This window comes from Pseudomonas sp. Pseusp11 (assembly GCF_047304405.1).
Lineage (GTDB): Bacteria > Pseudomonadota > Gammaproteobacteria > Pseudomonadales > Pseudomonadaceae > Aquipseudomonas.
On the sequence record NZ_JBGLZF010000018.1, the window covers coordinates 48938 to 74877 of the forward strand.

The 25940-nt window shown below is 57.1% G+C and carries 16 protein-coding genes; 7 read left to right on the forward strand and 9 right to left on the reverse strand.

Translation table 11 applies throughout. From position 1 onward, the window contains the following. Positions 1-19: 19 nt before the first annotated feature. The 3 genes from ACCC96_RS16490 to ACCC96_RS16500 form a co-directional block, all read right to left on the reverse strand. On the reverse strand, positions 20-1315 hold the full coding sequence (locus ACCC96_RS16490; protein WP_413696327.1) for a glycosyltransferase: 1296 nt from the start codon (positions 1313-1315) through the stop codon (positions 20-22). A 146-nt stretch (positions 1316-1461) separates the two neighbouring features. Next, positions 1462-5259, reverse strand: a complete 3798-nt coding sequence (locus ACCC96_RS16495) for a hypothetical protein (RefSeq protein ID WP_413696328.1) — start codon at positions 5257-5259, stop codon at positions 1462-1464. A 287-nt stretch (positions 5260-5546) separates the two neighbouring features. Then, a complete protein-coding gene (locus ACCC96_RS16500; RefSeq protein WP_413696329.1) occupies positions 5547-5912 on the reverse strand; it encodes a response regulator in 366 nt (121 codons plus the stop codon). A gap of 258 nt (positions 5913-6170) precedes the next feature. On the opposite strand from ACCC96_RS16500, the gene ACCC96_RS16505 reads away from it, so the two are divergent. From ACCC96_RS16505 to ACCC96_RS16520, 4 genes are all read left to right on the forward strand, one after another. Next, entirely contained in the window at positions 6171-9662 is a 3492-nt protein-coding gene (locus tag ACCC96_RS16505; RefSeq protein WP_413696330.1) for a response regulator, read from the forward strand. After that, complete coding sequence (locus ACCC96_RS16510) at positions 9662-10474, forward strand: CheR family methyltransferase (protein WP_204123700.1); 813 nt, start codon at positions 9662-9664, stop codon at positions 10472-10474. The genes ACCC96_RS16505 and ACCC96_RS16510 overlap by 1 nt, the downstream gene beginning before the upstream one ends. A 78-nt stretch (positions 10475-10552) precedes the next feature. Continuing rightward, positions 10553-11767 (forward strand): ATP-binding protein, encoded by a 1215-nt coding sequence (locus tag ACCC96_RS16515; RefSeq protein WP_413696331.1) that lies wholly within the window; start codon positions 10553-10555, stop codon positions 11765-11767. A gap of 44 nt (positions 11768-11811) precedes the next feature. Continuing rightward, complete coding sequence (locus ACCC96_RS16520; protein WP_018926027.1) at positions 11812-12189, forward strand: response regulator; 378 nt, start codon at positions 11812-11814, stop codon at positions 12187-12189. An 84-nt stretch (positions 12190-12273) separates the two neighbouring features. Here ACCC96_RS16520 and ACCC96_RS16525 read toward each other — a convergent pair whose 3' ends face one another. Then, positions 12274-13329, reverse strand: coding sequence for a tetratricopeptide repeat protein (locus tag ACCC96_RS16525; RefSeq protein ID WP_258668495.1), 1056 nt, complete (start codon positions 13327-13329; stop codon positions 12274-12276). A gap of 76 nt (positions 13330-13405) precedes the next feature. Further along, positions 13406-14305 carry a bestrophin family protein gene (locus tag ACCC96_RS16530; RefSeq protein WP_413696332.1) on the reverse strand — a complete coding sequence of 300 codons (900 nt, stop codon included), beginning with the start codon at positions 14303-14305 and terminating at the stop codon, positions 13406-13408. 199 nt (positions 14306-14504) lie between these two features. Between ACCC96_RS16530 and ACCC96_RS16535 the strand changes: the two genes are divergently transcribed. From ACCC96_RS16535 to ACCC96_RS16545, 3 genes are read left to right on the forward strand one after another with little or no spacing between them, the layout of a single operon-like run. Beyond that, entirely contained in the window at positions 14505-16652 is a 2148-nt protein-coding gene (locus tag ACCC96_RS16535) for an FUSC family protein (protein ID WP_413696333.1), read from the forward strand. Then, the gene (locus ACCC96_RS16540; protein WP_413696334.1) at positions 16642-16842 is read left to right on the forward strand and encodes a DUF1656 domain-containing protein; all 201 of its coding nucleotides are present in this window, start codon (positions 16642-16644) and stop codon (positions 16840-16842) included. The genes ACCC96_RS16535 and ACCC96_RS16540 overlap by 11 nt, the downstream gene beginning before the upstream one ends. Before the next feature lie 4 nt (positions 16843-16846). Then, a complete protein-coding gene (locus tag ACCC96_RS16545; protein ID WP_258668492.1) occupies positions 16847-17812 on the forward strand; it encodes an HlyD family secretion protein in 966 nt (321 codons plus the stop codon). Positions 17813-18047: 235 nt separating this feature from the next. On the opposite strand, the gene ACCC96_RS16550 is transcribed toward ACCC96_RS16545, so the two are convergent. The 4 genes from ACCC96_RS16550 to ACCC96_RS16565 form a co-directional block, all read right to left on the reverse strand. Further along, positions 18048-19469, reverse strand: coding sequence for an efflux transporter outer membrane subunit (locus ACCC96_RS16550; RefSeq protein WP_413696335.1), 1422 nt, complete (start codon positions 19467-19469; stop codon positions 18048-18050). Continuing rightward, positions 19466-22645, reverse strand: a complete 3180-nt coding sequence (locus tag ACCC96_RS16555) for an efflux RND transporter permease subunit (RefSeq protein ID WP_019649903.1) — start codon at positions 22643-22645, stop codon at positions 19466-19468. The genes ACCC96_RS16550 and ACCC96_RS16555 overlap by 4 nt, the downstream gene beginning before the upstream one ends. A gap of 15 nt (positions 22646-22660) precedes the next feature. Then, positions 22661-23914, reverse strand: a complete 1254-nt coding sequence (gene mexE, locus ACCC96_RS16560; protein WP_258668490.1) for a multidrug efflux RND transporter periplasmic adaptor subunit MexE — start codon at positions 23912-23914, stop codon at positions 22661-22663. 652 nt (positions 23915-24566) lie between these two features. Then, a complete protein-coding gene (locus ACCC96_RS16565; RefSeq protein WP_413696336.1) occupies positions 24567-25829 on the reverse strand; it encodes an OprD family porin in 1263 nt (420 codons plus the stop codon). Between the last annotated feature and the right edge of the window lie 111 nt (positions 25830-25940).

Here is a 25940-nt window from a genome sequence, read left to right on the forward strand (position 1 = left end):
GTATTTAGTTGTGCGTTAATTAAGCAGGGTTTCGGTTTTTCGCCTCAATCCATTGCGCCATGTATTGCGTACTTTTATGGTGGTGATGACGCAGCATGCTACCGGTAAAATTATCGCATCTAAGTTGAGGCAAGTGCTGTTGGCAGTACAACAACTTCTTGATCAACGCCGGGCCATGTTCCGACGTTTTATATCGATCGGCCAGCAGCCTCTGCCCGTGGAGTTGGGCCTGCGTCCAAAGCGCTTCATCCTTGTACAGCCGCACGGCACAGTCAGCCACTTCCCGTGCCGTGCGGGCCACGGCCCCAGGCCAGGGATGATTGCCATGCATGGCTTCGGCGCCGATGGGCGTCGTCACCGTGGGGGTGCCACATAACATGGCGTCGACAATCTTGCCTTTGATACCGGCACCGAAGCGTAGAGGCGCCAGACAAATGCGTGCCGCCGACATCACTTGCAAAGCATCTTCTGCCCAGTTCATGACATGAAAACCCTGGGCCGGGTTGTGCAGCGCGGTAGCTTTGGGGGGCGTGTAAGCACCGTAGATATGCAACTGAGCCGTGGGCAGTTGCTCGCGGATCAACGGCCAGATGGCTGCTTTCATCCAGAGCACCGCATCCCAGTTCGGCGCATGTCGAAAATTGCCGATGCTGAGAAAGTGCGCCCGATCGTCAAAGGCTGTCGGCGGCACGCTCTCAGATTCGACCATCAGCGGACACCAGTGCAACAAGTTGCGCGGCAGCTTGAACTGCTCGACCAGCAATTCGATCTCCACTTCAGAGATCATCAGGTTCAAGTCGCAACGGTACAGCGCAGCAATCTCCCGTTTGGCGAGATCGGTATCAGCCATCAGTTCGAACTCTTCGCGCAACGCCGGCGCGAACAAGTCGCTGAAATCATTGTTGTCGTCACTGGCCTTCAAGCGATCCTTGAGGCGCTGATGCCGGGCGTGCCGCAAGCTTTGCAGATCCGATGTCTCAAGGACACGCAGGGCATCGGGACAGTATTTTTCGACCCGCCAGCCAAACTGCTCCTCCATCATGAACTGATCGAACAGCACGATGTCCGGAGCAAGTTCGCTGACGAAGTCGTCGAAACTGCTGTTGTTCAATTCAATCGGAATTTCACGAATGCCCAACGCCGTCAGATCAGCCCGATGTTCACCGGTGCCGGCCGGGCTACTGAAGGTGACGTCCCAGCCTTGCTGCAAGAATGTCTCAAGGATTTGCATGACGTGCCCACTGGCCGCTGAAGAACGGGGCTCGGGCCAGACGTAACCAATGACCAGAACTTTGGTTGCGTTGGGCTGACTCATGACAGTGTTCCTTGGTGTAGGCGAGGAGGGACGAAGAAAAGGCCGCAATTAAACCACAGGAGGCGATTCCTGTGAGTTTGCGGCCGTTTACTTGAGTCTACGGGAGGTCAGCGACCCCGTTGACAGCGGTTTTCTGCCCCAGGCGTCTAGGCGAGTGTAGACAGATTAATGATCACAGCCTCCGTGATGTGCTTACCGGTTGCTGTCTCGAACTTGCTCCTCATCCGGCCCAGGTTTTCGATAAAGCGCGGGTAATTGGCAGATCGTTGATTCAACAAGCCAATAGCCAGGGCGTAAGAGTCGGCGTTCAGGAGGGCAGGAGACTCGGCAACGACCTTGGGCAAGTCTTTTTTAAGCTTGATAAACTCAAGGAACCCCTCTTCACTGGCATCGCGCAATGTGACCGGGTCAAGTCCATTCGGATGCTTCGCCAGGTTCATCAACTGAGTCACATCGACATCGCCTGCCTTACCAAATGCGGGATCCGGGTTGGCATACATCAGGTCAATCGTACGTTGTGAGCCATGAGACATCTCATGCACCACGCCATCAGCGATCCGCCCTCTGTCGAATCTTTCCTTTTGGAAGAAGTCAGTCATATTGTCCGAGTAAATCTTCATGAATCGACTGTCAACCGAGTCAGCGGGGTAATTCGCCGCTTTCCATCGCGCGAAGGCATCGGGAAAGATTGCAGCCAGCGCGCCGTCCGAAGGCTTTTTTACAATCTCTATGTTGTTCAGGGAGATGTGATTGAGGTCTTTTTTCATTCTGTGTAATGCTTCGGTCAGGTGCTCAACAGTCTCAGCGGAACTATTGCCGAAGAAATATTTTATTATTGCTTTTACGTCGAAATCAGCAGTGTTTTCCATCAGTTGATGCAGTGCGGTGTCAATTTTTGTCTGGGCGATCGGTAAGCTTCTTTTGACATAGGCGGAGACGAAGCTATCCGGCAGGAGTTTCTTGCGAACGTAGGACTTGAAACTCAAGTCGAAGTTTTTGAGTTTCTTTCCCCACGGCAGCCCCAGCCGGTTGAGAGCGTACCAGTCATCCTGCATGCGAACCGCCGACACGATGAAAGAATCTCCAGAGCTACCCAGCGGCCGCCAGATTCCTTGTCCGATATCAGTTCGTTGCGCCGCTTTGATCAAGTCATAAGCGTCAGCGCTGCCGGACAGTCTTCGAAGTTGATGGGTTGCACTTTCCAAAGAGTTCAAACCAGCCCGACTGATACCCAATACACCTTTCTTTAAATACTTTCCGACGCCCAGGATCAGCTCTGGCGTACCGTCCAGCGGGTTGAACACAGAATGGAGAAACCCTAGGCCCAACTTGGCTAGCGCTCTGGTCTTCGAGGCGGTGGAAACGGCCTTTGCCGCGACGCTAGCGGCTTTTGCAGCGACGCCAACAACCAGCAAAACGGTCATCGCAAGTTCAAGCGCGCAGAACAGCGTGCTGCCCCTGTTACGGTCCGGATCATCGGAGAAGAAGTCTTCGATGCAGGATTTAAAAGGCACAATAATATTAATGAATGTCTCGAATTGTTGTTCTTCCTTTGAGTACCTTTGCTCCAGTTCTGTTCGGCCCCGCGCGTCTTCTATCAGTTCGTCGTACGTCCAGAGGGGGCGATGCTTCAAAATGAAATTAGTCAGGGTACTGAATTCTTCGCTTTGATAGCTCTCATAATAACCAGGCTCAATAGTGCGTCCTGTTTTTACCGATGTGTTCAATGCCCCCAGTTTTTCAATCACCCCATGACTTGACTGCGTGTTGCCTGGGGGAACTCCGTGGGTATAGCTCTCTATATCAGTTGGCAAATTATGGATTTTTGCAGCTTTGCTCAAACTGTTGATGTGATCGGTAAAGTCCAGTCTCGCAGGTTGTGCCAGCAGACCTTCTTTTTGCACAAGTGCTGCCAGTTGAGGGTTCTCCCTGCATTCACCGTGCAAGGTGAACAGTTCATAACAATACAACCGGCCTTCATATTTCGAGCACATCACGACGCCATAGCGCCCCGTGGCTTCATCTTTGGCTTTCTGTTTTTCCTGAGGAAACAAATCGGGAGGCTGGATGATGGCAACCGAGGGGCGGATAGTGAAGAAAGTGACTTCACCGCACAGCAAACGAACCCGGTCAGCCGGCGGTAACGCCGACAAAGCCAGATTGACAATACTGGCCATCGCTTTTTCCAATGGCGCATAAGCCTGGTCAAAACGACGTTTGAAAACCCCCTCCGTAGAGACCAGATTAGGCACAAGGTGCGGAAATCTCTGGTAGAGACTAGTGCTTTTTTTCAAATCCCAGTTCAGTGTCCCAAGATGGTTGGACATGTTGAGCTCTACCATGGACATGGCTAACGGCTCGAAATTGTTGAACTCGTGACTAGACCGTTGTTTCTCGAACAGTATTTTTTCGTCGATGAAATAGCAGTCCGGCACGATATGCTCAAGTATCTCCCGGGAAATCGCTTTTCGGCTGGGCAGAGGGGTCGACAACGTGGCGACTGCTTGCGAATAGACATCCGCAAACGTCTGATAAGCCTCAATGGCACGATCACCAGAACCTTTATAGTCACTGATCACCTGCTCAAGAGTAATCACGTTGTTCAGCAGCGCCCAGTCAATAATCGGGTCGACTGACAGCACGCTGTGCAGAATTTCCAGCTCCTTGTTGACTGGCTCAATCGCTTCAAGTTGCATGACGTTTGCAAATGTCATGGAAAGCACGGAGCCGCAAGCGTTGGCTTCTGCTATGGCAACACCCCGACAGAACGTGATCCATTCGGGGGTGCCCAGTCGCAATGATTCGGGCAGATTTCTTACCAGAAATTCGGGTGCCCTGCCTGCCAGCAACAAGTAGGCGGCGAGAGTACTGGTGTCAGAAGTAATGTCATGCTCATTCTCAAGATGCCGTTCCAGTTCAGTGAAAACCTCTGGAACTGATTTCTCTATGTTTTCAGGCGTATAAAGGTTGTAACCCGCGATGTGATTTCGACGCTCGTCGCCTCCCGCGTCCGGGTAAATGTCGAGAATAATTGCAGTCATGAGTACCTGCTCGAGGTTCAACTCAGAGACGGATTCACCTGATTTGGATCCGTACCAGTCAAGCGCTTTTAAATAACTTTCGGACCAGCTTTTGAAATAGGGGTGTATACCCAATACGTGTAGGAGTTCGCGGCAATTCAATCGCTTTACTGTTTTTGAACGACTTCCCAATGCAATACTACACAGGTCCACCAGCAGCTTTCCCCGGCCCCCGATGTGCTTAGCGGTCAAGGTACGAATTGTTTGCCTGTCATCCGCCGACAACACCAAAGCCTTGTCCTCACTGCCTGAGATGGCTTCCCAGTAGTTACCCAATGCAGGGGAAGGGCGGTAGGCAAATTCCAGATGCTTGATCAGGTTTTTTATACCTGTCAGATTTTCCGGTGCATCATACTCATGAAAGGTCAACCATTGTTTTACGTTGACGTCCTCCGTTGTAAAAACCATCCCGCCCATCGTTGTTGCAATTTCAATGAGGGTGTTGAAATCTTCGCTAAGCTCTGGGCTTCGCTTTACCGCGATGGTGAAAGTGTACTTGGTATTTTTGATTGTTGCGCCAATTTGGCCATCGCTGCTTACGTATACATTGGTGCCCGCGGGCATTGTCAGCTTGCTTCTGATTAGAAAGTTAGTAAACGCTTCCGTTTCAATCAAACCTTGCAGCATCACAGCGCCTGGTTGTAGTGCTTGTTCGAACGAAGAGCCTTTTGTGATCGAGAAAAATGAGTTGCTCCAGTCGACTTTCGGATCGTCTTTCATTTCCGCAATCTTGCTTTTTAGGGTTGTGATAACTTTCTGTTTTTCAATGTTGTCACTTTCTGCGATTTTTTCAATATCATAGGTGGCTTGAAAAGGTTTAGACAAACGACGCTCGGAATGTGCCGGCATGCTCGTGCTGCTCATAAATAAATCCGTTTATTTAAAGTTGGTTTAAATGAATCGGCATCCTCTTTTGGTTATGGTTAAGTGACAACTTGAGTTTTGTAAAATGCTATTTCGCCATGCCAGAAAAAATAACTAAAGGTTCGTTTGGTTTAGAGTAAAAGCAAGGCGGACGCGGCCTCTAGGATAAGGCGCTTAACAACGTTTTCATGGTGTAACGAATGTTTGGAATTTTTATGGCAGGGAGCCAATGCTGTATCAAATAGCACCTCACTTTTTCAAGTTCGGTGCCTAGGTTGATGCCTGGTTTAGCTGGCAGAGAGTATGCCCTTGACCTTATCCCGCAGTTGATCAATCGAGAATGGCTTGCCGATCACATGCATGTCGTCAGGCACCTCAATGCTTTCGGCATAGCCGCTGGCGAACAGAATCGGCAGCTCGGGGCGCAGCATGCGCGCCTGCTTCGCCAATTCCCGGCCGTCCATGACTGGCAGCCCCACATCGGTCATCAGCAAGTCGATGTGCTGGTCCTCATCGTTGATGAAATCCAGCGCCTCTTCACAGCCGTCGGCCTCAAGTACCCGGTATTCCAGTTCCTCCAGCACATCGACGATCAGCGTGCGCACGATGGCGTCGTCTTCGACGACCAGGATGGTGGATGTTTTGGTGGACATAGTGCGGCTCTCAAAGGTTGGATTTGCGATAGCGTCGATCGAAATCGCCGGGCTCTTGCATGAGTAAGTGACAGATCACGACAAGTTCCCGAGGCGTTACAAAGAACAATAGCCGCACAAGAGCCGCGAAGAATAACCGCTCCTTTGCGCCGGAGCAGTGAAATGCAGGATATTGCCGAAAAACGTGTCAGAAAAATGGATCCCCTCGGCCGATTTGGGGCAGACTCGATGGCTTTCAACAGTTCGACAAGGCTTCCCATGACCTCTGCGCCTGCGGTTGATGAGCAACGATTCCGTAAACTCCTGAGCCGCAACGTCAGCCTGCCGTTGGGTGTCGGTGTCATCAGCGCGGTGTTCTTTGTCTTGCTGATCACTTATCTGCTGTCGGTGATCCAGTGGGTCCAGCACTCGGACCGGGTGATCAATAATGTCAATGAAGCGGTAAAACTGACCGTCGATCTGGAAACCGGCATGCGCGGTTTCCTGCTCAGTGGCGACGAGCATTTTCTCGAGCCCTATGAGACGGCAAAGCCAAGAATAGCGGTCGCCCTCAATACCTTGCTCGAACTGACCGCGGACAATCCGGTGCAGACCGACCGTCTGCACCGGCTCCAGGCCTTGCAGACGGAGTGGGCCAATTTCGCGCAATCGTTGATCGATTTGCAGCATGCAGGCGGTGATTACCGCAGCGTCGTCAAGGTCGGTCGCGGCAAACGGTTGACCGATGAGATCCGCAAGCAATTCGAAGACCTGATCGACATGGAGCAGCAGTTGCGTGCCACGCGCAACGAAGAAGTGCGGCGCACCACAATCTGGAGCATCGCTCTTTATCTGCTGTTCGTGGCCGGTATCAGCGGATTGCTGGCCTATATTGGTCGCCGGGATCTTCTCAACCTGTCCCGCAGCTACAGCGTCAACCTCGCCGCGCAACAGGCCAGCGCCCGCCGTCTGGAGCAGCAGGCCTGGTTGCGCAACGGCCAGACCGAACTGGCCGAACAAGTCCTGGGGCAGTTATCGCTCAATCTATTGGGGCGCAACATTCTGCAGTTCTGCGCGCAATACCTGGGCAGCGCCGTCGCGGCGATCTATGTGCGCGAGGAGCATGGTGGCCTGAAGCGCATCGCGTCTTACGGTTTCTCCCGGGAACAGGAAGCGCTTGAGCAACAGATTTACAATGGCGAAGGGATTGTCGGCCAGGTGGCGCAACAGGCGCGCCTGATTCGTCTTGATGACGTGCCAGGCGACTACTTCAAAGTCAGCTCCGGCCTGGGCGAAGGTTTACCACGCAGTGTACTGGCGGTGCCGACCAGCGATGACGATCGCGTCAACGGGGTGATCGAACTCGGTTTCCTGCGACCGCTGACAGATCGTGACATCGAGTTGCTCGAACTGGTTGCCGGCAACATCGGCACCTCGATCGAAGCGGCGCGTTATCGCCAGCGCTTACAGGAAGTGCTGGCCGAAACCCAGCAACTCAACGAAGAGTTGCAGGTTCAGCAAGAAGAACTCAAGAGCGCCAACGAAGAGCTGGAAGAGCAGTCGCGGGTTCTCAAGGAGTCCCAGGCTCACCTGGAAACCCAGCAGATCGAGCTGGAGCAAACCAACGAACAACTCGCCGAACAGGCGCAGATCCTGGCCGAGCAACGCGACGCCATGGACCTGAAGAACAGCCAGCTGAATCAGGCCCAGCTTGAGCTCGAGGCCCGCGCCGAAGAGTTGCAGCGTGCCAGCAAGTACAAGTCCGAATTCCTCGCCAACATGTCCCACGAGCTGCGCACGCCGCTGAACAGTTCGTTGATTCTGGCGAAACTGCTGGCGGAAAACCCGCAGGAAAACCTCAGCGCCGAGCAGGTCAAGTTCGCCGAGTCGATCTATTCCGCCGGCAACGACTTGCTTAACCTGATCAACGACATTCTCGACATTTCCAAGGTTGAGGCCGGCAAGCTTGAGGTGCGTCCGGAGAACACCAGCGTCGCGCGCCTGGTGGAAGGCCTGCGAGGAATGTTCGAGCCGTTGGCCGCGGACAAGCAACTGGATTTTGAAGTCGAATTGCGCGCTGACGCACCGCTGATGCTGTTCACCGATCGCCAGCGCCTGGAGCAAGTGATCAAGAACCTGTTGTCAAACGCGGTGAAATTCACCGAAAAGGGCACCGTCAGCCTGATCGTCGCGGCTCAGCCAGGCGAGGGCATCGCCTTTATCGTCCGTGATACCGGGATCGGCATTGCGCCGGATCATCAGGACAGCATTTTTGAAGCCTTCCGTCAGGCCGACGGCACCACTAACCGTCGTTACGGCGGTACCGGCCTGGGCCTGTCGATCTCTCGTGATCTGGCCACGTTGCTGGGCGGCTCCATCAGCCTGACCAGCACGCCGGGGCAGGGCAGTGTGTTCACCCTGGTGTTGCCGCAGCACTACATCGAACCGGGCGATACGCCTGTCGAAACGATGAAAGCCACGCCGGTGACCATGCCGCAAGCCATCGTGGCTACCGCACCAGTGCCGCTGATTGCCGAGGTCGAAATCGCGCGTTTCGATGATGATCGCTACAAGGCGCCGTTCGCCACTCGATGCATCCTGGTGGTGGAAGATGAGCCGGACTTTGCGCACATCCTCTACGATCTGGCCCATGAACTGGGTTATCAGTGCCTGGTGGCCTACGGCGCCGATGAAGGCTACGACCTGGCCAGGCAATTCATCCCTGACGCGATCCTGCTGGACATGCGCCTGCCGGATCATTCCGGGCTGACGGTGTTGCAGCGCCTGAAAGAGCAAGCCGAAACCCGGCACATTCCCGTGCATGTGATCTCGGTCGAAGACCGTGTCGAGGCCGCCATGCACATGGGCGCCATCGGTTACGCGGTCAAACCGACTACGCGCGAGGAGCTCAAGGAGGTGTTTGCCCGCCTCGAAGCCAAACTGACCCAGAAGGTCAAACGCATATTGCTGGTCGAAGACGACGATCTGCAGCGCGACAGCATCGCCCGATTGATCGGCGACGAGGACGTCGAAATCACTGCCGTCGGCCTGGCGCAGGATGCACTCGATTTGCTGCGCACCACGATTTTCGACTGCATGATCATCGACCTGAAACTGCCGGACATGCTTGGCAACGACTTGCTCAAGCGCATGTCCTGCGAGGATATCTGCTCGTTTCCACCGGTGATCGTCTATACCGGACGCAACCTGACCCGGGACGAAGAGGCCGAGCTGCGCAAGTATTCGCGCTCGATCATCATCAAGGGCGCGCGTTCGCCCGAGCGGTTGCTGGATGAAGTGACACTCTTCCTGCACAAGGTCGAATCCCGCTTATCCCATGAACGCCAGACCATGCTCAAGACCGCCCGCAGCCGCGACAAGGTGTTCGAGGGGCGCAAAGTGCTGCTGGTGGATGACGATGTACGCAATATCTTCGCCCTGACCAGTGCGCTGGAGCAGAAGGGCGCGGTGGTGGTGATTGGCCGTAACGGTCGTGAAGCAATTGAGCGATTAAATGAAGTCGAGGACATCGACCTGGTGCTGATGGACGTGATGATGCCGGAAATGGATGGTTTCGAAGCCACCCAGGAAATCCGCAAGGATCTGCGCTGGCGCAAGCTGCCGATCATTGCGGTGACGGCCAAGGCGATGAAGGACGATCAGGAGCGCTGCTTGCAGGCCGGCTCCAACGACTACCTGGCCAAGCCCATCGACCTGGATCGCCTGTTCTCGCTGATTCGTGTGTGGTTACCGAAGATGGAACGCCTCTAATGGAGCGCAGCGAAATCGAACTGAGGTTGTTGATCGAAGCGATCTACCTCAAATACAGCTACGATTTTCGCGATTACTCCGGCGCGTCGATCAAGCGTCGGGTCAACCATGCATTAAGCCAATTCGAGTGCAATACCATCTCGGCGCTGCAAGAGAAGGTCCTGCACGACCCAACCGCATTCATGCAGCTGCTGCAATTGCTGACGATTCCGGTCAGCGAAATGTTTCGCGACCCTTCGCACTTCCTGGCGCTGCGTCAGGAAGTGGTGCCGCTGCTCAAGACCTGGCCGTCGATCAAGGTCTGGATTGCCGGTTGCAGTACCGGCGAAGAGGTCTATTCGATGGCGATCCTGCTGCGCGAAGAAGGCCTGCTGGAGCGTACCATCATCTATGCCACCGACATCAACCCGCGCTCGCTGGATAAAGCCAGGCAGGGGATTTTCTCCCTGCAGAATGTTCGAGCCTACACTCACAATTATCAGCAGGCCGGTGGTCAGCGTTCGTTCGCCGATTACTACACGGCGGCTTATGACTACGCGATTTTCGACAAGAGCCTGTGCGACAACGTAACGTTCGCCGATCACAGCTTGGCCACCGATAGCGTATTCTCCGAAACTCAATTAATTTCGTGTCGTAATGTACTGATTTACTTTAACAAAAAGCTTCAGGATCGAACGTTCGGCTTGTTTCACGAATCTTTGTGTCATCGGGGCTTTCTGGCACTGGGCAGCAAGGAAACCCTGGATTTTTCGGCCTATGGCAATCAGTTTGAGCCGTTGGTCAAACAAGAAAGGATCTACCGCAAATCATGAACCGTGCAGGTATTCCTTGTGTAGAAGCTATCGTGATCGGTGCTTCGGCCGTCTGCGTGTCGAGCGGGAACAAATCCCATGCTAAGTAACATCCAGGCCAAATTGCTGATCGTCGACGACCTGCCGGAGAACCTGCTGGCGCTTGAGGCGTTGATCAAGCGGCAGGACCTCATCGTCTTCAAGGCCTTGTCCGCCGATGAAGCCTTGTCGCTGTTGTTGCAGCACGAATTCGCGCTGGCCATTCTCGATGTGCAGATGCCCGGCATGAACGGCTTTGAGTTGGCCGAGTTGATGCGCGGCACGGAAAAAACCAAAAGCATCCCGATTGTGTTCGTCAGTGCCGCTGGCCGTGATCTCAACTACGCATTCAAGGGCTACGAAAGCGGAGCGGTGGACTTTCTGCACAAGCCGCTGGATGTCCACGCGGTCAAGAGCAAGGTCAATGTCTTCGTCGATCTGTATCGCCAGAGCAAGGCGATGAAGCAGCAGGTCGAAGCCCTGGAGCAAAGTCGCCGCGAACAGGGGGCGCTGCTCGAACAGTTGCAGAACACCCAGAAAGAACTGAAGCAGGCGGTGCGCATGCGCGATGACTTCATGTCCATCGTTGCGCATGAAGTCCGTACACCGCTCAATGGCCTGATCCTCGAAACCCAGTTGCGCAAAATGCACCTGGCCCGGGATAACGCCGCGGCGTTCACCCTGGACAAAATGCACGCCATGGTCGAGCGCGACGAACGGCAGATCAAAAGCTTGATCCGCCTGATCGAAGACATGCTCGATGTGTCGCGGATCCGCACCGGCAAGCTGTCGATCCGCCCGACTCGGTTTGACCTGGTGCAACTGGTGCACAATCTTTTGCAGAACTTCGCACCGCAGGCTGAGGCCGCGCAGGCGTCAGTCAGCTTGATCGCCGACCAACCCGTGATGGGCGACTGGGACGAGTTTCGTATCGAACAAGTGATTTGCAATCTGCTGACTAATGCGTTGCGCTATGGTGCCAAGAGCGCGATCGACGTTCGCGTGTACAATCACCACGGGCAAGCGCGGGTTGAGGTTCAGGATCGCGGTATCGGGATCGGTGAAGAGAATCAGCAGCGCATTTTTCAGCAGTTCGAACGGGTTTCCACCAGGGCCGTCGTGGCGGGGCTGGGCCTGGGGTTGTTTATTTCGCAGCAGATTGTCGCCGCCCATGGTGGCTCCATTACCGTCGAGAGCCGGATTGGCGAAGGCGCCTTGTTTCGCGTTTGTCTGCCGCTGCAGGAAAACAGCCCGATGAACGCAACCTCTGATTGACCACATGGTCGTATCAGCAGCTATTGACCGAACAAAGGTTTTCCATGAGTGAAGATGCACAAGACGTGGTACTGATCGTCGAAGATGATCCTTCGATTTTGATGGTGCTGTCCGCTTATTTGTCGGGTGAAGGTTACCGGGTGCTGCAAGCCGAAAACGGTGAGCAGGCCTTTGAGATTCTGGCGAGCAAACCGAACCTGGACATGATGATCACCGACTTCCGCCTGCCTGGCGGGATTTCTGGCGTACAAATCGCCGAACCTGCCGTGAAGCTGCGACCGGAACTCAAGGTGATCTTCATCAGCGGTTACCCGCAGGAAATCCGCGAAACCGACAGCCCGATCACCCGCAAGGCACCGATCCTGGCCAAGCCATTCGATCTGGATGTATTGCAACAGATCATGCAGGACATGCTCTCCTGAAGCTGCGTCGACGGTTGTGTCGTACGGCCCCCCTGTAGGGCTGCCGAAGGCTCGGGCCGCGTTCGGAGGATCTTTTGATCTTGATTAAAGCCCTTGCTGCAGCGCCGGATCATCCGGATTGAGCTGCTCGAGCTGCGCCAACAGGATCTGTACGTTCTGCAACTGTCCGCTTTCCTTCCAATAGTTGATCAACAGCACGCGCGCCTTGCGATCGGCCGGGTGGCGCTGGACGATTTCCTGCAGCTGTTTCTGCGCGGCCTCCAGCTCTTGCTCACCATGCAACGTGGTGGCCAGGTCGTAGCGGTAATCCTTATTGTCGGGTTCAAGCTCCACGGCTTTGGACAGCCCGAGCAACGCGAACTCACTTTGCCCGTGATGCAGCAACCAGAGCCCCAACGCATGTTGCAGATAGGCCGAATCGGGCTGGGCCTTTAACTGCTTCGCCAACAATTGCTGGGCGGCATCGCTTTGGCCCAGTCGATCCAGCACGTCAATCTGCATCACCAGTGCCGGCAAGTTGCCGGGCGCCAGTTGCAACGTGCGCTCCAATGCCTGCTGCGCGTCCTTCAGTTCGGCATTGTGCAAATGCAGGCGCGCCAGTTGGTACTGGGTGTCGGCGCTTTCCGGCTGCTGCTTGAGGACCTGTTCCCAAGCGTCAATGGCTTGCTCCAGGGGGCCGAAATACAACCCCAGCTCATCCGGAGACAGCCCCAGCAAGGCGTTGACCGCCGTAAACCGAACACTTGGGTCGCTGTCATCGAGCAAGGGGCCGAGCAACAGACTTCGCTGTCCATTGGGCACTAAACCGCTGATGCTTTTGATCGCCGCGATGCGTACATCCGCCGATGGATGTTGCAGGTCCGCATCCGCCAGTTTCAAGGCTTGCGGGCTGGGGTAGTTGGGCAGTTCGGCATGCAGCCAGACGCGGCGCTTGTCGGACAGGTCAGGGCGGCCCAATTGCTGGTAAAGAACCCGCGCCGCCCCCGGTTGACCCGTGCGTGCCTGGGTCAGCGCTTCGCTGTAGCCGCGTCGAATCGCCTCCGGCACCACAGGCGTCGTGCTGCGCAAAAAAAACCAGGCGAGGGCGAGGGCAAGCAGTGCGCAGAGGCTGATGAGCAGATAGCGGCGGGACTGAGGCATGCAGGGATCCGGGAGCTGACAGGCTTTTACAAAGTCACCAGCTTCGGTCAGGCCGGGCTGTGAGTCAAACCCTGGCTCAGTTCAGCACGTAGTCATCGGGCTCAAGGACCGGTGGCAAGTCGGTTTGCCCCAACGCTGCCAGCACTTCGCGCTCCAGCGTGCGCAAAATCGCATTGCACGGCAGATCGTTCTCATCGAAACCGAACGGGTCCTCCAGATCGTCACCGATTTCGTCGAGGCCGAAAAAGGTGTAGCTGACAATGGCGGTAATCACCGGTGTCAGCCAGCCAAGAGATTCTGCCATGGCGAACGGCAACAGGATGCAGAACAGGTAGATGGTGCGGTGCAGCAGCAGGGTGTAAGGGAAGGGCAGTGGCGTGCTTTTGATGCGTTCGCAACTGGCCTGGACCTGACTGAGGCTGACCAGTCGTGTTTCCAGTTGGGTATAACGCCATTCGCTGATCTGGCCGCGCTCGGCGAGGGCCGAACACCGGACGCCGATCCGCTGCAAGAGCGCGTCAGTGATATTCGGGTGCCCCGCGTCCACGGCATCCTGCGTCCACGGTTTGATGGCGCTCATCTCGCTCTCAAGGCGCAGGCGGGCGATCAAGCCATGGGCGAACCCGCAGAGTTCACGCAGCATAAGTTCACGTTCGGCCGCCGCCATCAGCCCCTGGGTCTGGCGAATCAACGAGCGCACTTCGATGATCAACTGCCCCAGATGCTTGCGGCCCTCCCACCAGCGGTCGTAGCAGGCGTTGTTACGAAAGCTCATGAAGATCGACAAAGAAAGACCCAGCAGGGTGAACGGCGTGGCGTTGACCTTGGAGAAATACGCCGGATGCCAGATCTCCACCAGCACGATTACCGACGCCAGCAGGGTCACCAACAGACTGCGCAAGGCAATGCGCTTGGCAATCGAGCCTTTAAGGGAAAACAACATGCCGAGCAGATTCGGCTTGGGACGCACAATCATGGGCAGGGGCTTTATAGAGAGAGTGACGCTTTCGCAGCGATTTCAGCCTAGGGGCATGGGGGGATCCTGTCCAATCGCTTTGGCTGACGAAGTGATCGACAGGCTCTATCAAGCTGGGCGTAACCATCGGCGAAATGCCCTACAGGTTTTGTCGACACAGAAATTCGTCGTGATGACTACGCTTGCAGGAGACCACTCGATGAGCGCTCCCATGCAACCGCTGCTTCAATACTTCAAGGCCATTCTCGACCCCGGACGCGAGGTGCTGCTGTTTGCCCTGAGAACCATCGTGGCCGGGTTGCTGACGCTGTATCTGGCCTTTGTGTTCGACCTCGACCAGCCCAAGTGGTCGATCATGGCGGTGATCATTGTCAGTCAGCCATTGGGCGGCATGGCCCTCGCCCGAAGTTTCGGCCAGATCATCGGCACCACGTTGGGCGCGGCGGTCGCGGTGTTGATCATGGCCATTTTCCCCCAGGCGCCGCTGCCCTTCATCATCACGCTGGCCTTGTGGTTGGCGCTGTGTACCGCCGGCGGCACCTTGTTGCGCTACACCAGTTCCCAGGCGTTTGTCCTGAGCGGTTACACGGCGGTGGTGGTGGCACTGCTGGCGCAACCCGATCAGGAGGGTACGTTCCTGCTGGCAGTCACTCGCGTGACAGAAACATTGCTGGCGGTGGCCTGCGTGTGCGTTGTCAGCCTTCTGACGGCGCGACCGGAGGCGGTGGCCAAGGGGTATTTCGCCAAGATCGATCAAGTGATCAAACTGCTCGCGACTCACGCGGCAGCGGTGATTCGAACCGAGGAAAGCGAGGCCGATTTCCACAAGCGGCAAATGCAACTGTTGGGCGAGATCAGCGCCCTTGAAGGGCTGCGTCGACATTTGTACTTCGATGCACCACGGTTGCGCAGTGCCAATAGCCTGGTGCAGTTGCTCGGCAATCAACTGGTGCTGCTGACTTCGCGGTTGACGGCTTTACGTCACCAGCGGCAATTGCTCACCGAACGTTGGGAGGGCGCACTGCCGGAAGAGATACAGCGGTTGCGCAGCGAAGAACTGGCGTTTCTCGATGACCTGGCCGTGCAAGGGCGCTCATTGTCGACCGAGGCGCGGCATCATTTCTCGGCGCTGCAACAGCGTTTCGATGACCAGGCCTACAAGGCCGAACAACTCACCGAGACGATGCCTGCCACGCTGCGTTCATTGGCCTGGGCACTGCGCTGGGAGCAGGCACGGATGTTGGAGCAACTGGGGCAGATTCTGGAACTGAGCGACGCGATTCAGGAAGGACGTGAAGCCAGCTGTGTGTTCCGCGGCCAGGACAATCCGTTGCATCTGGATTTCACGTTAGCGGCAATGAACGCAATCCGGGCATTTACCGCGTTGCTGGTGGCCGGTCTGATCTGGATCGAGACTGCTTGGGATGGGGCCCGTGGCGGGATGATTGTAGTGGGGATTCTCTGTTCGCTGATGGCGACTTTTCCGCGGCCGTTGCTGGCCAGTCAAAGCTTTGCCAGGGGGCTGGGTCTGGCCTTGGTGGTGTCGGCGTTCTATCTGTTCATGCTGATGCCGATGATCAGTGACTTCGAGTTACTCGCCTTGTTGTTTGCGCCATTGCTGTACGCGGTCGCGGTGGGGCTGGCCAGTCCGCCAACCACTGGCACAGGTATTGGTCTTGGACTGACGACCATGTTGTTGCTGGGGCCGCAAAACGCAGGAATCGGCCAAAACAATGCCATTCAGTGGTTTGAATTTGCCGGTGCGTATATCAGCGCCGCCGCGCTGGCGCTCAGTGTTTACGCCTTGATCTTCCCGTTCAGGCCCGATTTACGGATACGCCGGCTGTTCAATGAAAACTGTGAGCAGGTCTACGCTTTGTTGAAGACGCCGGCCACCGATGAGCAGCAATTTGCGTTTGAAAGCCGTATGGTCGATCGCCTGACCATGATGTTGGGGCTATTGCCGGCTACCAACGACAAGCATTCGCGCGAGCTGTTCGAAGTCAGCCTTGGGTGCATGGCACTGGGGGTGGCTTTGAACCAGCTCAGGCAGCAGGGGCAAAGCAATACGTTGTTAAGTACGCAACAGAAGAACCGTTTGCTGGCGGCTGTCCGAGAGACAGGGCGATTGATCGCCGGGCGACCCGGGATTGACCTTGTGCAGTTGCTCGGAAGCTTGCATGTCTTGGGCGATGAAATGGACGACTTGCATCTAGACGTTCATGAACACCTGTGGTCGGTATTCAGGATGCGCGTGGCGTTGTTGATCGTGGTGTCGTTTCTGGAGCGCCATCGCAAATATTTTCAACCCACAAACGTGGAAGGAGTGCCGGTCCTTGCCCATTGATCTGGAAGTGGGCGGTGTCTATCTGCCGCCAATCGCCCAGGCCCTGTTGCTGGCCTTGCCGATTTTTCTGCTGTTGGACTGGATCTTGCGCCGCTTCGGGGTACTGCGTTTTGTCTGGCATGAGGCGCTGTTTGAAGGCGCGTTGTATGCCTGCGTATGCGCAACGTTGATCCTGGTGATGGGAGCCTGATGCCTTGAAGACGATTCTTGCCCGACTCGCGACCCTGGCGGTGGTGGTGCTGGCCGTCATCCTCGGCTGGTTCGCCTGGGAGCATTACACCCGCGCGCCCTGGACTCGCGATGCGCGGGTTCGCGCCGATGTGGTGACGTTGTCCGCCGATGTCTCGGGGCGGATCGTCAGCCTGAGCGTTCAAGACAACCAGCGTGTCGAGAAAGGCCAGTTGCTGCTGGAGATCGACCCGGCTCGCTATACGCTGGCGGTGGAGCATGCCAAGCGTGCGGTGGAAGTTGCCAAAGCCACGCTGGGTCAGTCCGAAGCGACGATTGTCTCCAGCGAAGCGCTGCTGCGGCAGCGTCAAAGCGAAGAGCAGCGCCGTCGAACCCTTAAACAGCGCTTCGCGATTTCCGGCGAAGAGTGGGAAAAATCCAGTACCGAAGTCGCTGTGGCGCAGGCGGAACTCTTGCGCAATCAGGCCAATCTGGGCCTGGCACATGCCAACGTGCAGCTGGCGATCGCCGCTCTGACCCAGGCCGAACTGGACTTGCAGCGCACACGAGTCGTAGCGCCTGTCAGCGGTTACGTGACCAATCTGCTGACTCGCCAGGGGGACTACGCCACTGCGGGGGGCGCATTGTTGGCACTGGTGGACAGCGATTCGTTTTATATCAGTGGCTACTTTGAAGAAACAAAGCTGCCGCGAATCAAGGAGGGCGATCGGGTCAGGATCGAGTTGATGAGCGGCGAGACCTTCGGCGGCACCGTACAAAGCATCGCTTTTGCTATCGCCGACCGTGAAAACTCCCCCGGCAGTCGCCTGCTGGCCAACATCAACCCGAGTTACACCTGGGTCAAACTGGCGCAACGGGTGCCGGTACGGATTCAGATCGACGCCGACTATATCGCCAAAAACCGCCTGCGCGCCGGGACCACGGCCACGGTGACCGTCATGGAAAACCGGGATAATCAGGCAACCCACTAACCCCATATGGGGACGGGCTTATGTGGCGAGGGGGCTTGCCCCCGTTCGGCTGCGCAGCAGTCGTAGATTGGGGCCGCTTCGCGACCCAACGGGGGCAAGCCCCCTCGCCACAAAGGCTCGCACACAGGGATATGCGTTGAATTACAGACCGACAAAAAAAAGCCCCGCGACCGAATGAGGCGCGGGGCAAAGAATTTGGTTGGGTTGCGGCCAACCAAAGGGGCACGTTAAAGCATTACTTGCTGGCGACCGTCTCTGGCTGCCAGCCGCCGCCAAGGGCTTTGTAGATCGCGACGATGCCGCGGTACAAATCGACTTCGGCCTGGGCCTGGGTGTCTTCGGCTGCCAGACGCTCACGCTGGGCATCAAGCAGGACGAGGAAGTCCACGGTGCCTTCGCGGTAGCGAATGTCGGCGAGGTCCGCAGCGGCTCGGCTTGATTCGCTTTGACGAATCAGCGAAATCAGGCGCTGCTGGCGTTTGCCGTAATCGCTGAAAGCATTTTCCGACTCTTCCAATGCCAACAGTACTTTCTGTTCGTAGGTCGCCAGGGCGCCTTCGGCTTCAGCATCGGCGCCGCGCAAACGGGCGCGCACGCTGCCCAGGTCGAACGCCGCCCAGGTGATGCTCGGGCCCAGTGCCCAGGCATTGGCCGCCGACGAGCCGATCTGCGAACCGCGCCCGGCAGTCCAGCCAAGAAAACCGCTGAGGCTCACCCGAGGGAACAAATCAGCCTTGGCCACGCCGATGCGGGCGGTGGCAGCCGCCAATTTGCGTTCGGCGCTGCGGATGTCCGGACGACGTTGCAGCAGTTCGCCCGGATCACCGATCGGCAAGGCCTTGGCGATCGCCGGCAAGTCTTTTGGACTCAGGTCGACGGTCAGTTTGTCCGGACGTTCACCCAGCAGGGTGGCGATGCGGTTGCGCTGACGAACCTGTTCGGCTTGCAGTTGCGGCACGCTGGCTTCGACAGACGCCAGGCGCGCATCGGCACGAACCACGTCCAGCTGATCGCCAACACCGGCGTCACGCAGGCTTTCGGTGATCTTGCGTGACTCCTGCTGATTGTTCAGGTTGGCCAGCGCGATTTTTTCTCGCAGTTGCGCGCCGCGCAGTTGGCCATAGGCGTCCACCAGTTCGGCAATCATGGTGACTTGCAGTTGGTAAAGATCGGCTTCGGCCGCTTGCTGCTCAGCGTCGCTGGATTCCAGGTTGCGCTGGATGCGACCGAACAAGTCCAGTTCCCAGGCCATGTCCAGGCCCAGGTCATAGCGTTCGCTGTTGACCCGTTTGGTGGTCTGACCCGGAATCTGCCCTTTGCCCAGATCGCTGCTCGCGCGGCTGGTGATGGTCGGCATGGCGTCATTGCTGGCGTCATCACGAATCGCCCGGGCCGCTTTCCAGCGGGCGAAGGCCACGCGCAAATCACGGTTGCCTTGCAAGGATTGCTTCACCAACTGGTTGAGGGTCGGATCGTCGAATTGCTGCCACCAGATGCCTTCGAAACGGGCGCGGTCAAAGTTCTTCTGACCGGCGCTGCCATCGGTGGCGGCCGTGATGTTGGCCGCCTCGGTGGCTGGGGTCTTGTAGTCCGGGCCGACGGCACAGGCGCTCAGCGCCAGTACCAGCAGGCTCGGCAGGAAGGCTTTCAGGCTCATTGTTGCGCCTCCAGTTTCAGGGCTTTGGCCGCTTTGCGCGCTTCACCGCGTTCCACAAAGTTGCGAATCAGTACGTAGAACACCGGCGTCAGCAGCAGACCGAAGAAGGTCACCCCGAGCATCCCGGAGAACACCGCCACACCCATGGCATGACGCATTTCGGCACCGGCGCCGCTGGAGAAGACCAGTGGCACAACACCCATGATGAACGCGAAGGAGGTCATCAGGATCGGCCGCAGACGCAGACGGCAAGCTTCCAGTACCGCTGCCAGCGGGCCGAGACCTTCTTCCTGCTTATCCTTGGCAAACTCGACGATCAGAATCGCGTTCTTACAGGCCAGTCCCACCAGTACGATCAAGCCGATCTGGGTAAAGATGTTGTTGTCGCCGCCCGAGGCAATCACCCCGGTAATGGCCGACAGCAGGGTCATCGGTACGATCAGGATCACCGCCAGTGGCAGGCTCCAGCTTTCGTATTGAGCAGCGAGCACCAGGAACGCCAGCAGTACGCAGAGCGGGAACACGAATAGCGCAGTGTTGCCGGACAGAATCTGCTGGTAGGTCAGGTCGGTCCACTCGTAGGTCATGCCGTTCGGAAGTTCATCCTTGAGCAGTTTCTCGATGGCTTTCTCGGCCTGGCCGGAGCTGTAGCCTGGGGCTGCCGCACCGTTGATTTCAGCGGTGATGAAGCCGTTGTAGTGCATCACGCGGTCTGGCCCCGAGGTGTCGCTGACCTTGATGAAGGTCGCCAGCGGGATCATCTCGCCACGGTTGTTACGTACTTTCAGCTGACCGATCTGGTCCGATTCGAGGCGGAACTGTTGCTCAGCCTGAACGTTGACCTGATAGGTACGACCGAAGCGGTTGAAGTCGTTGGCATACAGCGAACCCAGGTAAATCTGCAGGGTGTCGAAGATGTCGCTGACGGCCACGCCGTGAGTCTTGGCTTTTTCCCGGTCGATAGCTGCATCGACCTGCGGCACGTTCACTGTGTAACTGGTGAACAGACCGGCCAGTTCCGGCACGCTGCGGCTTTTGCCAATGATGTTCATGGTTTCTTTGTACAGCTCGTCATAGCCCAGGTTGCCCCGGTCTTCGATCTGCAGGCGGAAACCACCAATGGTCCCCAGGCCTTGTACCGGTGGCGGCGGGAAGATCGCCATGTAGGCTTCCTGAATCCCGGCGTACTGGCCGTTCAACGCACCGGCAATCGCACCGGCGGACATGCTCGGGTCTTTACGCTCGTCGAAAGGCTTCAGGGTGACGAACACGATGCCGGCGTTAGGGCTGTTGGTGAAACCGTTGATCGACAGGCCGGGGAAGGCCACCGCGCTTTCCACGCCAGGCTGTTTCAGGGCCAGGTCGGACATGCGCTTGATCACGTCTTCGGTACGGTCCAGGCTCGCGGCATCCGGCAGTTGTGCGAACGCCACCAGGTATTGCTTGTCCTGGCCAGGTACGAAACCGGTCGGCGTGTTGGAGAAACCGAAGAAGGTCAGCACCATCAAGCCTGCGTACAGCAGCAGGGCGATACCGCTGCTGCGGATAACCCGGCCCACGGTGCCGACATAGCCATGGCTGGCCTTGTCAAAGAAGCGGTTAAACGGACGGAACAACCAGCCACCGAAGATCTTGTCCAGCACCTTGGAGAATCGGTCCTTCGGCGCGTCATGACTTTTGAGCAAAACGGCGGCCAGTGCTGGCGACAAGGTCAGCGAGTTGAAGGCCGAGATCACGGTCGAAATCGCGATCGTCAGGGCGAACTGTTTGTAGAACTGACCGGTCAAGCCGGAGATGAACGCGGCCGGGATGAACACCGCACACAGCACCAGCGCCGTCGCGATGATCGGACCGGTCACTTCACGCATCGCACGCTTGGTGGCTTCCACGGGGGTTAACCCGAGCCCGATGTTTCGCTCGACGTTTTCCACCACCACAATCGCATCGTCGACCACGATACCGATGGCCAATACCAGTCCGAACAGAGACAGGGCGTTCAGCGAGAAGCCGAACAGGTGCATCACGGCAAACGTACCGATCAGCGATACCGGAACCGCCACCAACGGGATGATCGAGGCGCGCCAGGTTTGCAGGAACAGGATCACCACCAGCACAACCAGGATCAGTGCTTCGAAGAGGGTGTGAACCACCGCCTCGATGGAACCGCGTACGAAGATCGTCGGGTCATAGACGATGCTGAAGTCCATGCCTTCCGGGAAGTTCTTCTTCAGCTCGGCCATTTTCGCCCGAACGTCGTTGGAGATCTGGATCGCGTTGGAGCCTGGGCGCTGGAAGATCGGGATCGCCACCGCCGGCTGGTTGTTCAGCAAGGAGCGCAGGGCGTATTGGCTGGAGCCAAGCTCGACGCGAGCAATGTCTTTCAGGCGAGTGATTTCACCATTTTCGCCAGAGCGAATGATGATGTTCTCGAACTCTTCCTCGGACACCAGACGGCCTTGGGTGTTGACCGACAGCTGGAATGCCGTGGCATTCGGTGCAGGCGGAGCACCCAGGGCACCGGCCGCCACTTGACGGTTCTGTTCACGAATCGCGGTGACCACATCGGTCGCGGTCAGGTTGCGCGAAGCGGTCTTGTTCGGATCGAGCCATACCCGCAACGAGTAGTCGCCCATACCGAACAGCTGCACATCACCGACACCGCCCAGACGCGCCAGCTCATCCTTGATGTTGAGCAAGGCGTAGTTGGACAGGTAGAGCATGTCGTAGCGTTTGTCCGGCGAGGTCAAGTGCACAACCATGGTCAGGTCGGGTGACGCCTTGTCGACGGTGATACCGATGCGCGTCACTTCCTCGGGAAGTTTCGGTTCGGAACGCGTCACGCGGTTCTGTACCTGCACCTGCGCGTTGTCCAGGTCGGTACCCAGGGCGAAGGTGATGGTCAGGGTGATCTTGCCGTCAGCGGTGGATTGCGAGGACATGTACAGCATGTTCTCGACGCCGGTGATGGCTTGCTCCAGAGGAGCGGCCACGGTTTCACCGATGACTTTAGGGTTGGCGCCGGGGAAGTTGGCACGGACCACCACGGTCGGTGGCACCACTTCCGGGTATTCGCTGATCGGCAACTGGAACAGCGAGATGGCACCGGCGATCAGGATCAGCAGCGACAGTACCGCTGCGAAGATCGGCCGTGAAATGAAGAATTGGGAGAAATTCATCGGAGTAATTGCCCCTTAACCGCGTGGAGTCGCAGCAGCCAGTTTCACAACCGTACCCGGCACGACCTTGGCAGGTGCGACTTGGGGCAGGTTGCTGGCTTCCAGCGCTTGTCGTTGTTGAGCGAGAGCCGCGAGGGTTTCCTTGCTGGCCATCGGGATCACTTCAGGGGTGACCGGCGAGCCAGGGCGAACCCGTTGCAAGCCCTTGACGATGATGGTGTCGTCTTTGTTCAGGCCGCTGCGCACGATGCGCAAACCTTCGATTTTCGGACCCAGCTCGACAGGGCGATAAGCCGTTTTGTTGTCGGCATCCATCACCAGCACGAACTTTTTACCCAGGTCGGTACCGACCGCTTCGTCGTTGATCAACACCGCGGAGTAGGTGCCGCTGCCCACCAGTTTCAGGCGTGCATAAAGACCCGGGGTGTAGCTGCCGTCGCTGTTGTCGAACACCGCACGACCGCGGATGGTGCCGGTCTTCGGGTTGACCTGGTTGTCGACGAAGTTCATCTGGCCCTGGTGCGGGTTGCCGTCTTCATTGGACAGGCCCATGTAAACCGGGGTAGTGGCGCCGCGTTGACCCTGGCGGGCGAGCTGGGTGTATTTGAGGAATACACGCTCGTCGGCGTCGAAGTAGGCGTAGACCTTGTCGGTGGACACTACGCTGGTCAGTGCGGTGGTATCGGCGGTCACCAGGTTGCCGGCGGTGATTTCCGCACGGCTGACACGACCGCTGATAGGGGAAGTCACGCGGGTGAAGCTCAGGTTCAGTTTGGCCAGGTCCAGTTGCGCCTGGAGTGCGCCGACGGCGGCGCGAGCCTCTTGAGCGGCACTGGTACGCGAGTCGGCGAGTTCGGCGGAAATCGCGTTGCTGGTGCGCAGGCGCTCACCGCGCTGGGCTTCGTTTTCACTGCGGGTAGCCGTGGCGCGAGCTTGCGCCACCAGGGCCTCGAGGCGGCGGACCTCAGCCTGGAACGGACGCGGGTCGATCTGGAACAACAGATCGCCTTTTTTGACCAATGCGCCTTCGGTGAAGGTTACGTCATCGATCTGGCCGGAGACCCGTGGACGAATCTCTACCGTTTCCGGCGCTTCCAGGCGCCCGGTGAATTCGTCCCACTCGTTAACCGGTTGCTCCAGCACCTTGGCCACGCTGACTTTGGCCGCAGGCATGGTGGCGGCGGCGTCCGGGGTCTTGCCGCAGGCGCTCATCACCAGCACGGCCAACAGGGCCAAAGGGAAGCGCAAATGTTTGAGTGACTGTTCCATGGATGCATCCGCCAATGTATTGAGATGGGCGGATAATGCTTGGCGGGGCGGTATCAAACGAATCGAACGAGGCAAAGGTAACTATCATTCGGAATGATATAAGCCAGAAGCAAGCCCTCTAGCATGCACCTTTCGTTAGCGGGCTATCAAATGAAATGATGACAATTGTGTGTTGCGGGGAATGCAAAGGTCAGGCTTGAAACCGTGTCGCGGCGTTCGCGGGCAAGCCTCGCTCCTACAAGAGATCTCATTAACACCACGAATCCCTGTGGGGGCGGGCTTGCCCGCGATGAGGCCATCAGCCTCGATACAACATCAGGATCAGGCCAGGCTATCCGGATCCCCAAAGAACATTTTGACTGGGCTCTAGGATGGTGTTTTCGGGTCATAAAAAACTAATGATGCCCCCAGTTTTTCCCCCACTCGCACCGTGTGTGCGAGCAATGGCGAACGGCGATTTCTGACAAAAGACCAAGATGGTAAAGGGTGGCTTTCAGCGTAACTCCAGATTGGAATTGGGTGAGCTCTGGTAGCAAAGATTGGTGCAGCAAAGCTCGAGGAGGAGAGGCAGCATCCAGGTTCAGCTTTATGAATGGAAAAACGTGCGGTTGGACGGCTGCTGGCGCAGCCGACCAACGATTGACTCCCTTCGTCAAAACTTAAATGTATACCGGAAAATCAGGCGGTTTTCGTTGGCGCTATCGGCGTACGTCGACCGATTGGTCGAGTTTCGCCATTGCGCTGACACATTTTTGAACGGCCCACTCTGGATGGTGTAAGTGATATCGGTCACACGCTCCCATTCCTTACCGTCCTCTCCTTCGAGTCGTAAGCGGGCGGCCTGAGCCGAGCTCAGTAACGTCGGGTCTACCGTTTGTCCTTTCGCATACTTCAAACCAAGGGTGAGTCCAGGCAATCCTGCGGCGGCAAAATCAAAATCGTAACGTGCAATCCACACCCGTTCCTGAGGCGCCGTAAAGGTGCTGACCAGCGACTCGCCGAACAGATAGGTATCAGCGCCGTTGACCATGGCGAACGGCGTATCGCCCCAGGCCTTCTGAAAGCCAACGCCCAGGGTGTGGCCGCTCTGGCGAAAAGACAACATCGTGCTGAGGGTACGGTTATTCACATCACCAACCCCTTGATCGCCTGTATCGCCGGCCGAAAAGTAGCGAACGTCAGACAGTACGGTACCGCTGCCCAGCGCGTGTTCATACTTGAGGCCAAAGAAATTCGAGCGGTAAAGGTCTTCCAACTCAGCCACATGGTAGCTGAGTACAAGTTGGGGTATCGGCTTGTAGTCAACCGCCAGATAGGTGAAATGATCGGCCTTTACCGGCTTGTACCCAAACGCCGTGAGGCTTTCGAAGTCGGTTGAGTTGCGTTGTTTTACCGCGTTGATACGGATTGCACTGAAGGTCACCGGTTCCAGCTCTTTTGACACAAGCATTCCACCCCGGAACACTTGCGGCAGCAGCCGGCTGTTATTGCTCGACAGCAGCGGGAGTACCGGATTGAGGCCGCCGATGCGCAGCTCACTGCGGCCCAGGCGCGCTTTTGCGGTGGGTATGAATTTTCCGTATTGATCTTCTACATTGCGCCGCGAGTCGTAGGCCAACAGGCCTGAACCCGTACGGTCAGGGCTGGAGTCGAGTTTCACACCGAGCAAACCGAGTGCGTCGACTCCAAAACCCAACGGGCCCTCGGTGAATCCGGACTGTAGATTCAAGATAAAGCCCTGAGCCCACTCGTCGCGTTTGGATTGGCTGGCCCCTTCGTTACGAAAGTCCCGATTGTAGTAGAAATTGCGCAATTCCAGGCTTGTCTGTGTGTCACCGACAAAGTCTGCAAAGGCGTTTGGCGCCGCAGAGGAAAACAGGAGGATCGTCACCGACGTCGTACGTTTTATTGCCATCTCGAAAGCACCTTTTGTTGTTGTTTTTGGTGTTTGCGGCGCGCACGACTCCTCAGAGGGGCGACGCGTACGCGCTCCGCATGCAGACAGTCTTGAGGTTGAGTGAAAAGG

What these genes read in the sequence shown, in the direction of transcription:
- ACCC96_RS16550 (WP_413696335.1), bottom strand. Translation starts at nt 19,469, where the DNA reads ATGAGCCTGAAAGCCTTCCTGCCGAGCCTGCTGGTACTGGCGCTGAGC.
- ACCC96_RS16505 (WP_413696330.1), top strand. Translation starts at nt 6,171, where the DNA reads ATGACCTCTGCGCCTGCGGTTGATGAGCAACGATTCCGTAAACTCCTG.
- ACCC96_RS16555 (WP_019649903.1), bottom strand. Translation starts at nt 22,645, where the DNA reads ATGAATTTCTCCCAATTCTTCATTTCACGGCCGATCTTCGCAGCGGTA.
- mexE (WP_258668490.1), bottom strand. Translation starts at nt 23,914, where the DNA reads ATGGAACAGTCACTCAAACATTTGCGCTTCCCTTTGGCCCTGTTGGCC.
- ACCC96_RS16500 (WP_413696329.1), bottom strand. Translation starts at nt 5,912, where the DNA reads ATGTCCACCAAAACATCCACCATCCTGGTCGTCGAAGACGACGCCATC.
- ACCC96_RS16490 (WP_413696327.1), bottom strand. Translation starts at nt 1,315, where the DNA reads ATGAGTCAGCCCAACGCAACCAAAGTTCTGGTCATTGGTTACGTCTGG.
- ACCC96_RS16520 (WP_018926027.1), top strand. Translation starts at nt 11,812, where the DNA reads ATGAGTGAAGATGCACAAGACGTGGTACTGATCGTCGAAGATGATCCT.
- ACCC96_RS16525 (WP_258668495.1), bottom strand. Translation starts at nt 13,329, where the DNA reads ATGCCTCAGTCCCGCCGCTATCTGCTCATCAGCCTCTGCGCACTGCTT.
- ACCC96_RS16535 (WP_413696333.1), top strand. Translation starts at nt 14,505, where the DNA reads ATGAGCGCTCCCATGCAACCGCTGCTTCAATACTTCAAGGCCATTCTC.
- ACCC96_RS16565 (WP_413696336.1), bottom strand. Translation starts at nt 25,829, where the DNA reads ATGGCAATAAAACGTACGACGTCGGTGACGATCCTCCTGTTTTCCTCT.
- ACCC96_RS16515 (WP_413696331.1), top strand. Translation starts at nt 10,553, where the DNA reads ATGCTAAGTAACATCCAGGCCAAATTGCTGATCGTCGACGACCTGCCG.
- ACCC96_RS16495 (WP_413696328.1), bottom strand. Translation starts at nt 5,259, where the DNA reads ATGAGCAGCACGAGCATGCCGGCACATTCCGAGCGTCGTTTGTCTAAA.
- ACCC96_RS16530 (WP_413696332.1), bottom strand. Translation starts at nt 14,305, where the DNA reads ATGATTGTGCGTCCCAAGCCGAATCTGCTCGGCATGTTGTTTTCCCTT.
- ACCC96_RS16510 (WP_204123700.1), top strand. Translation starts at nt 9,662, where the DNA reads ATGGAGCGCAGCGAAATCGAACTGAGGTTGTTGATCGAAGCGATCTAC.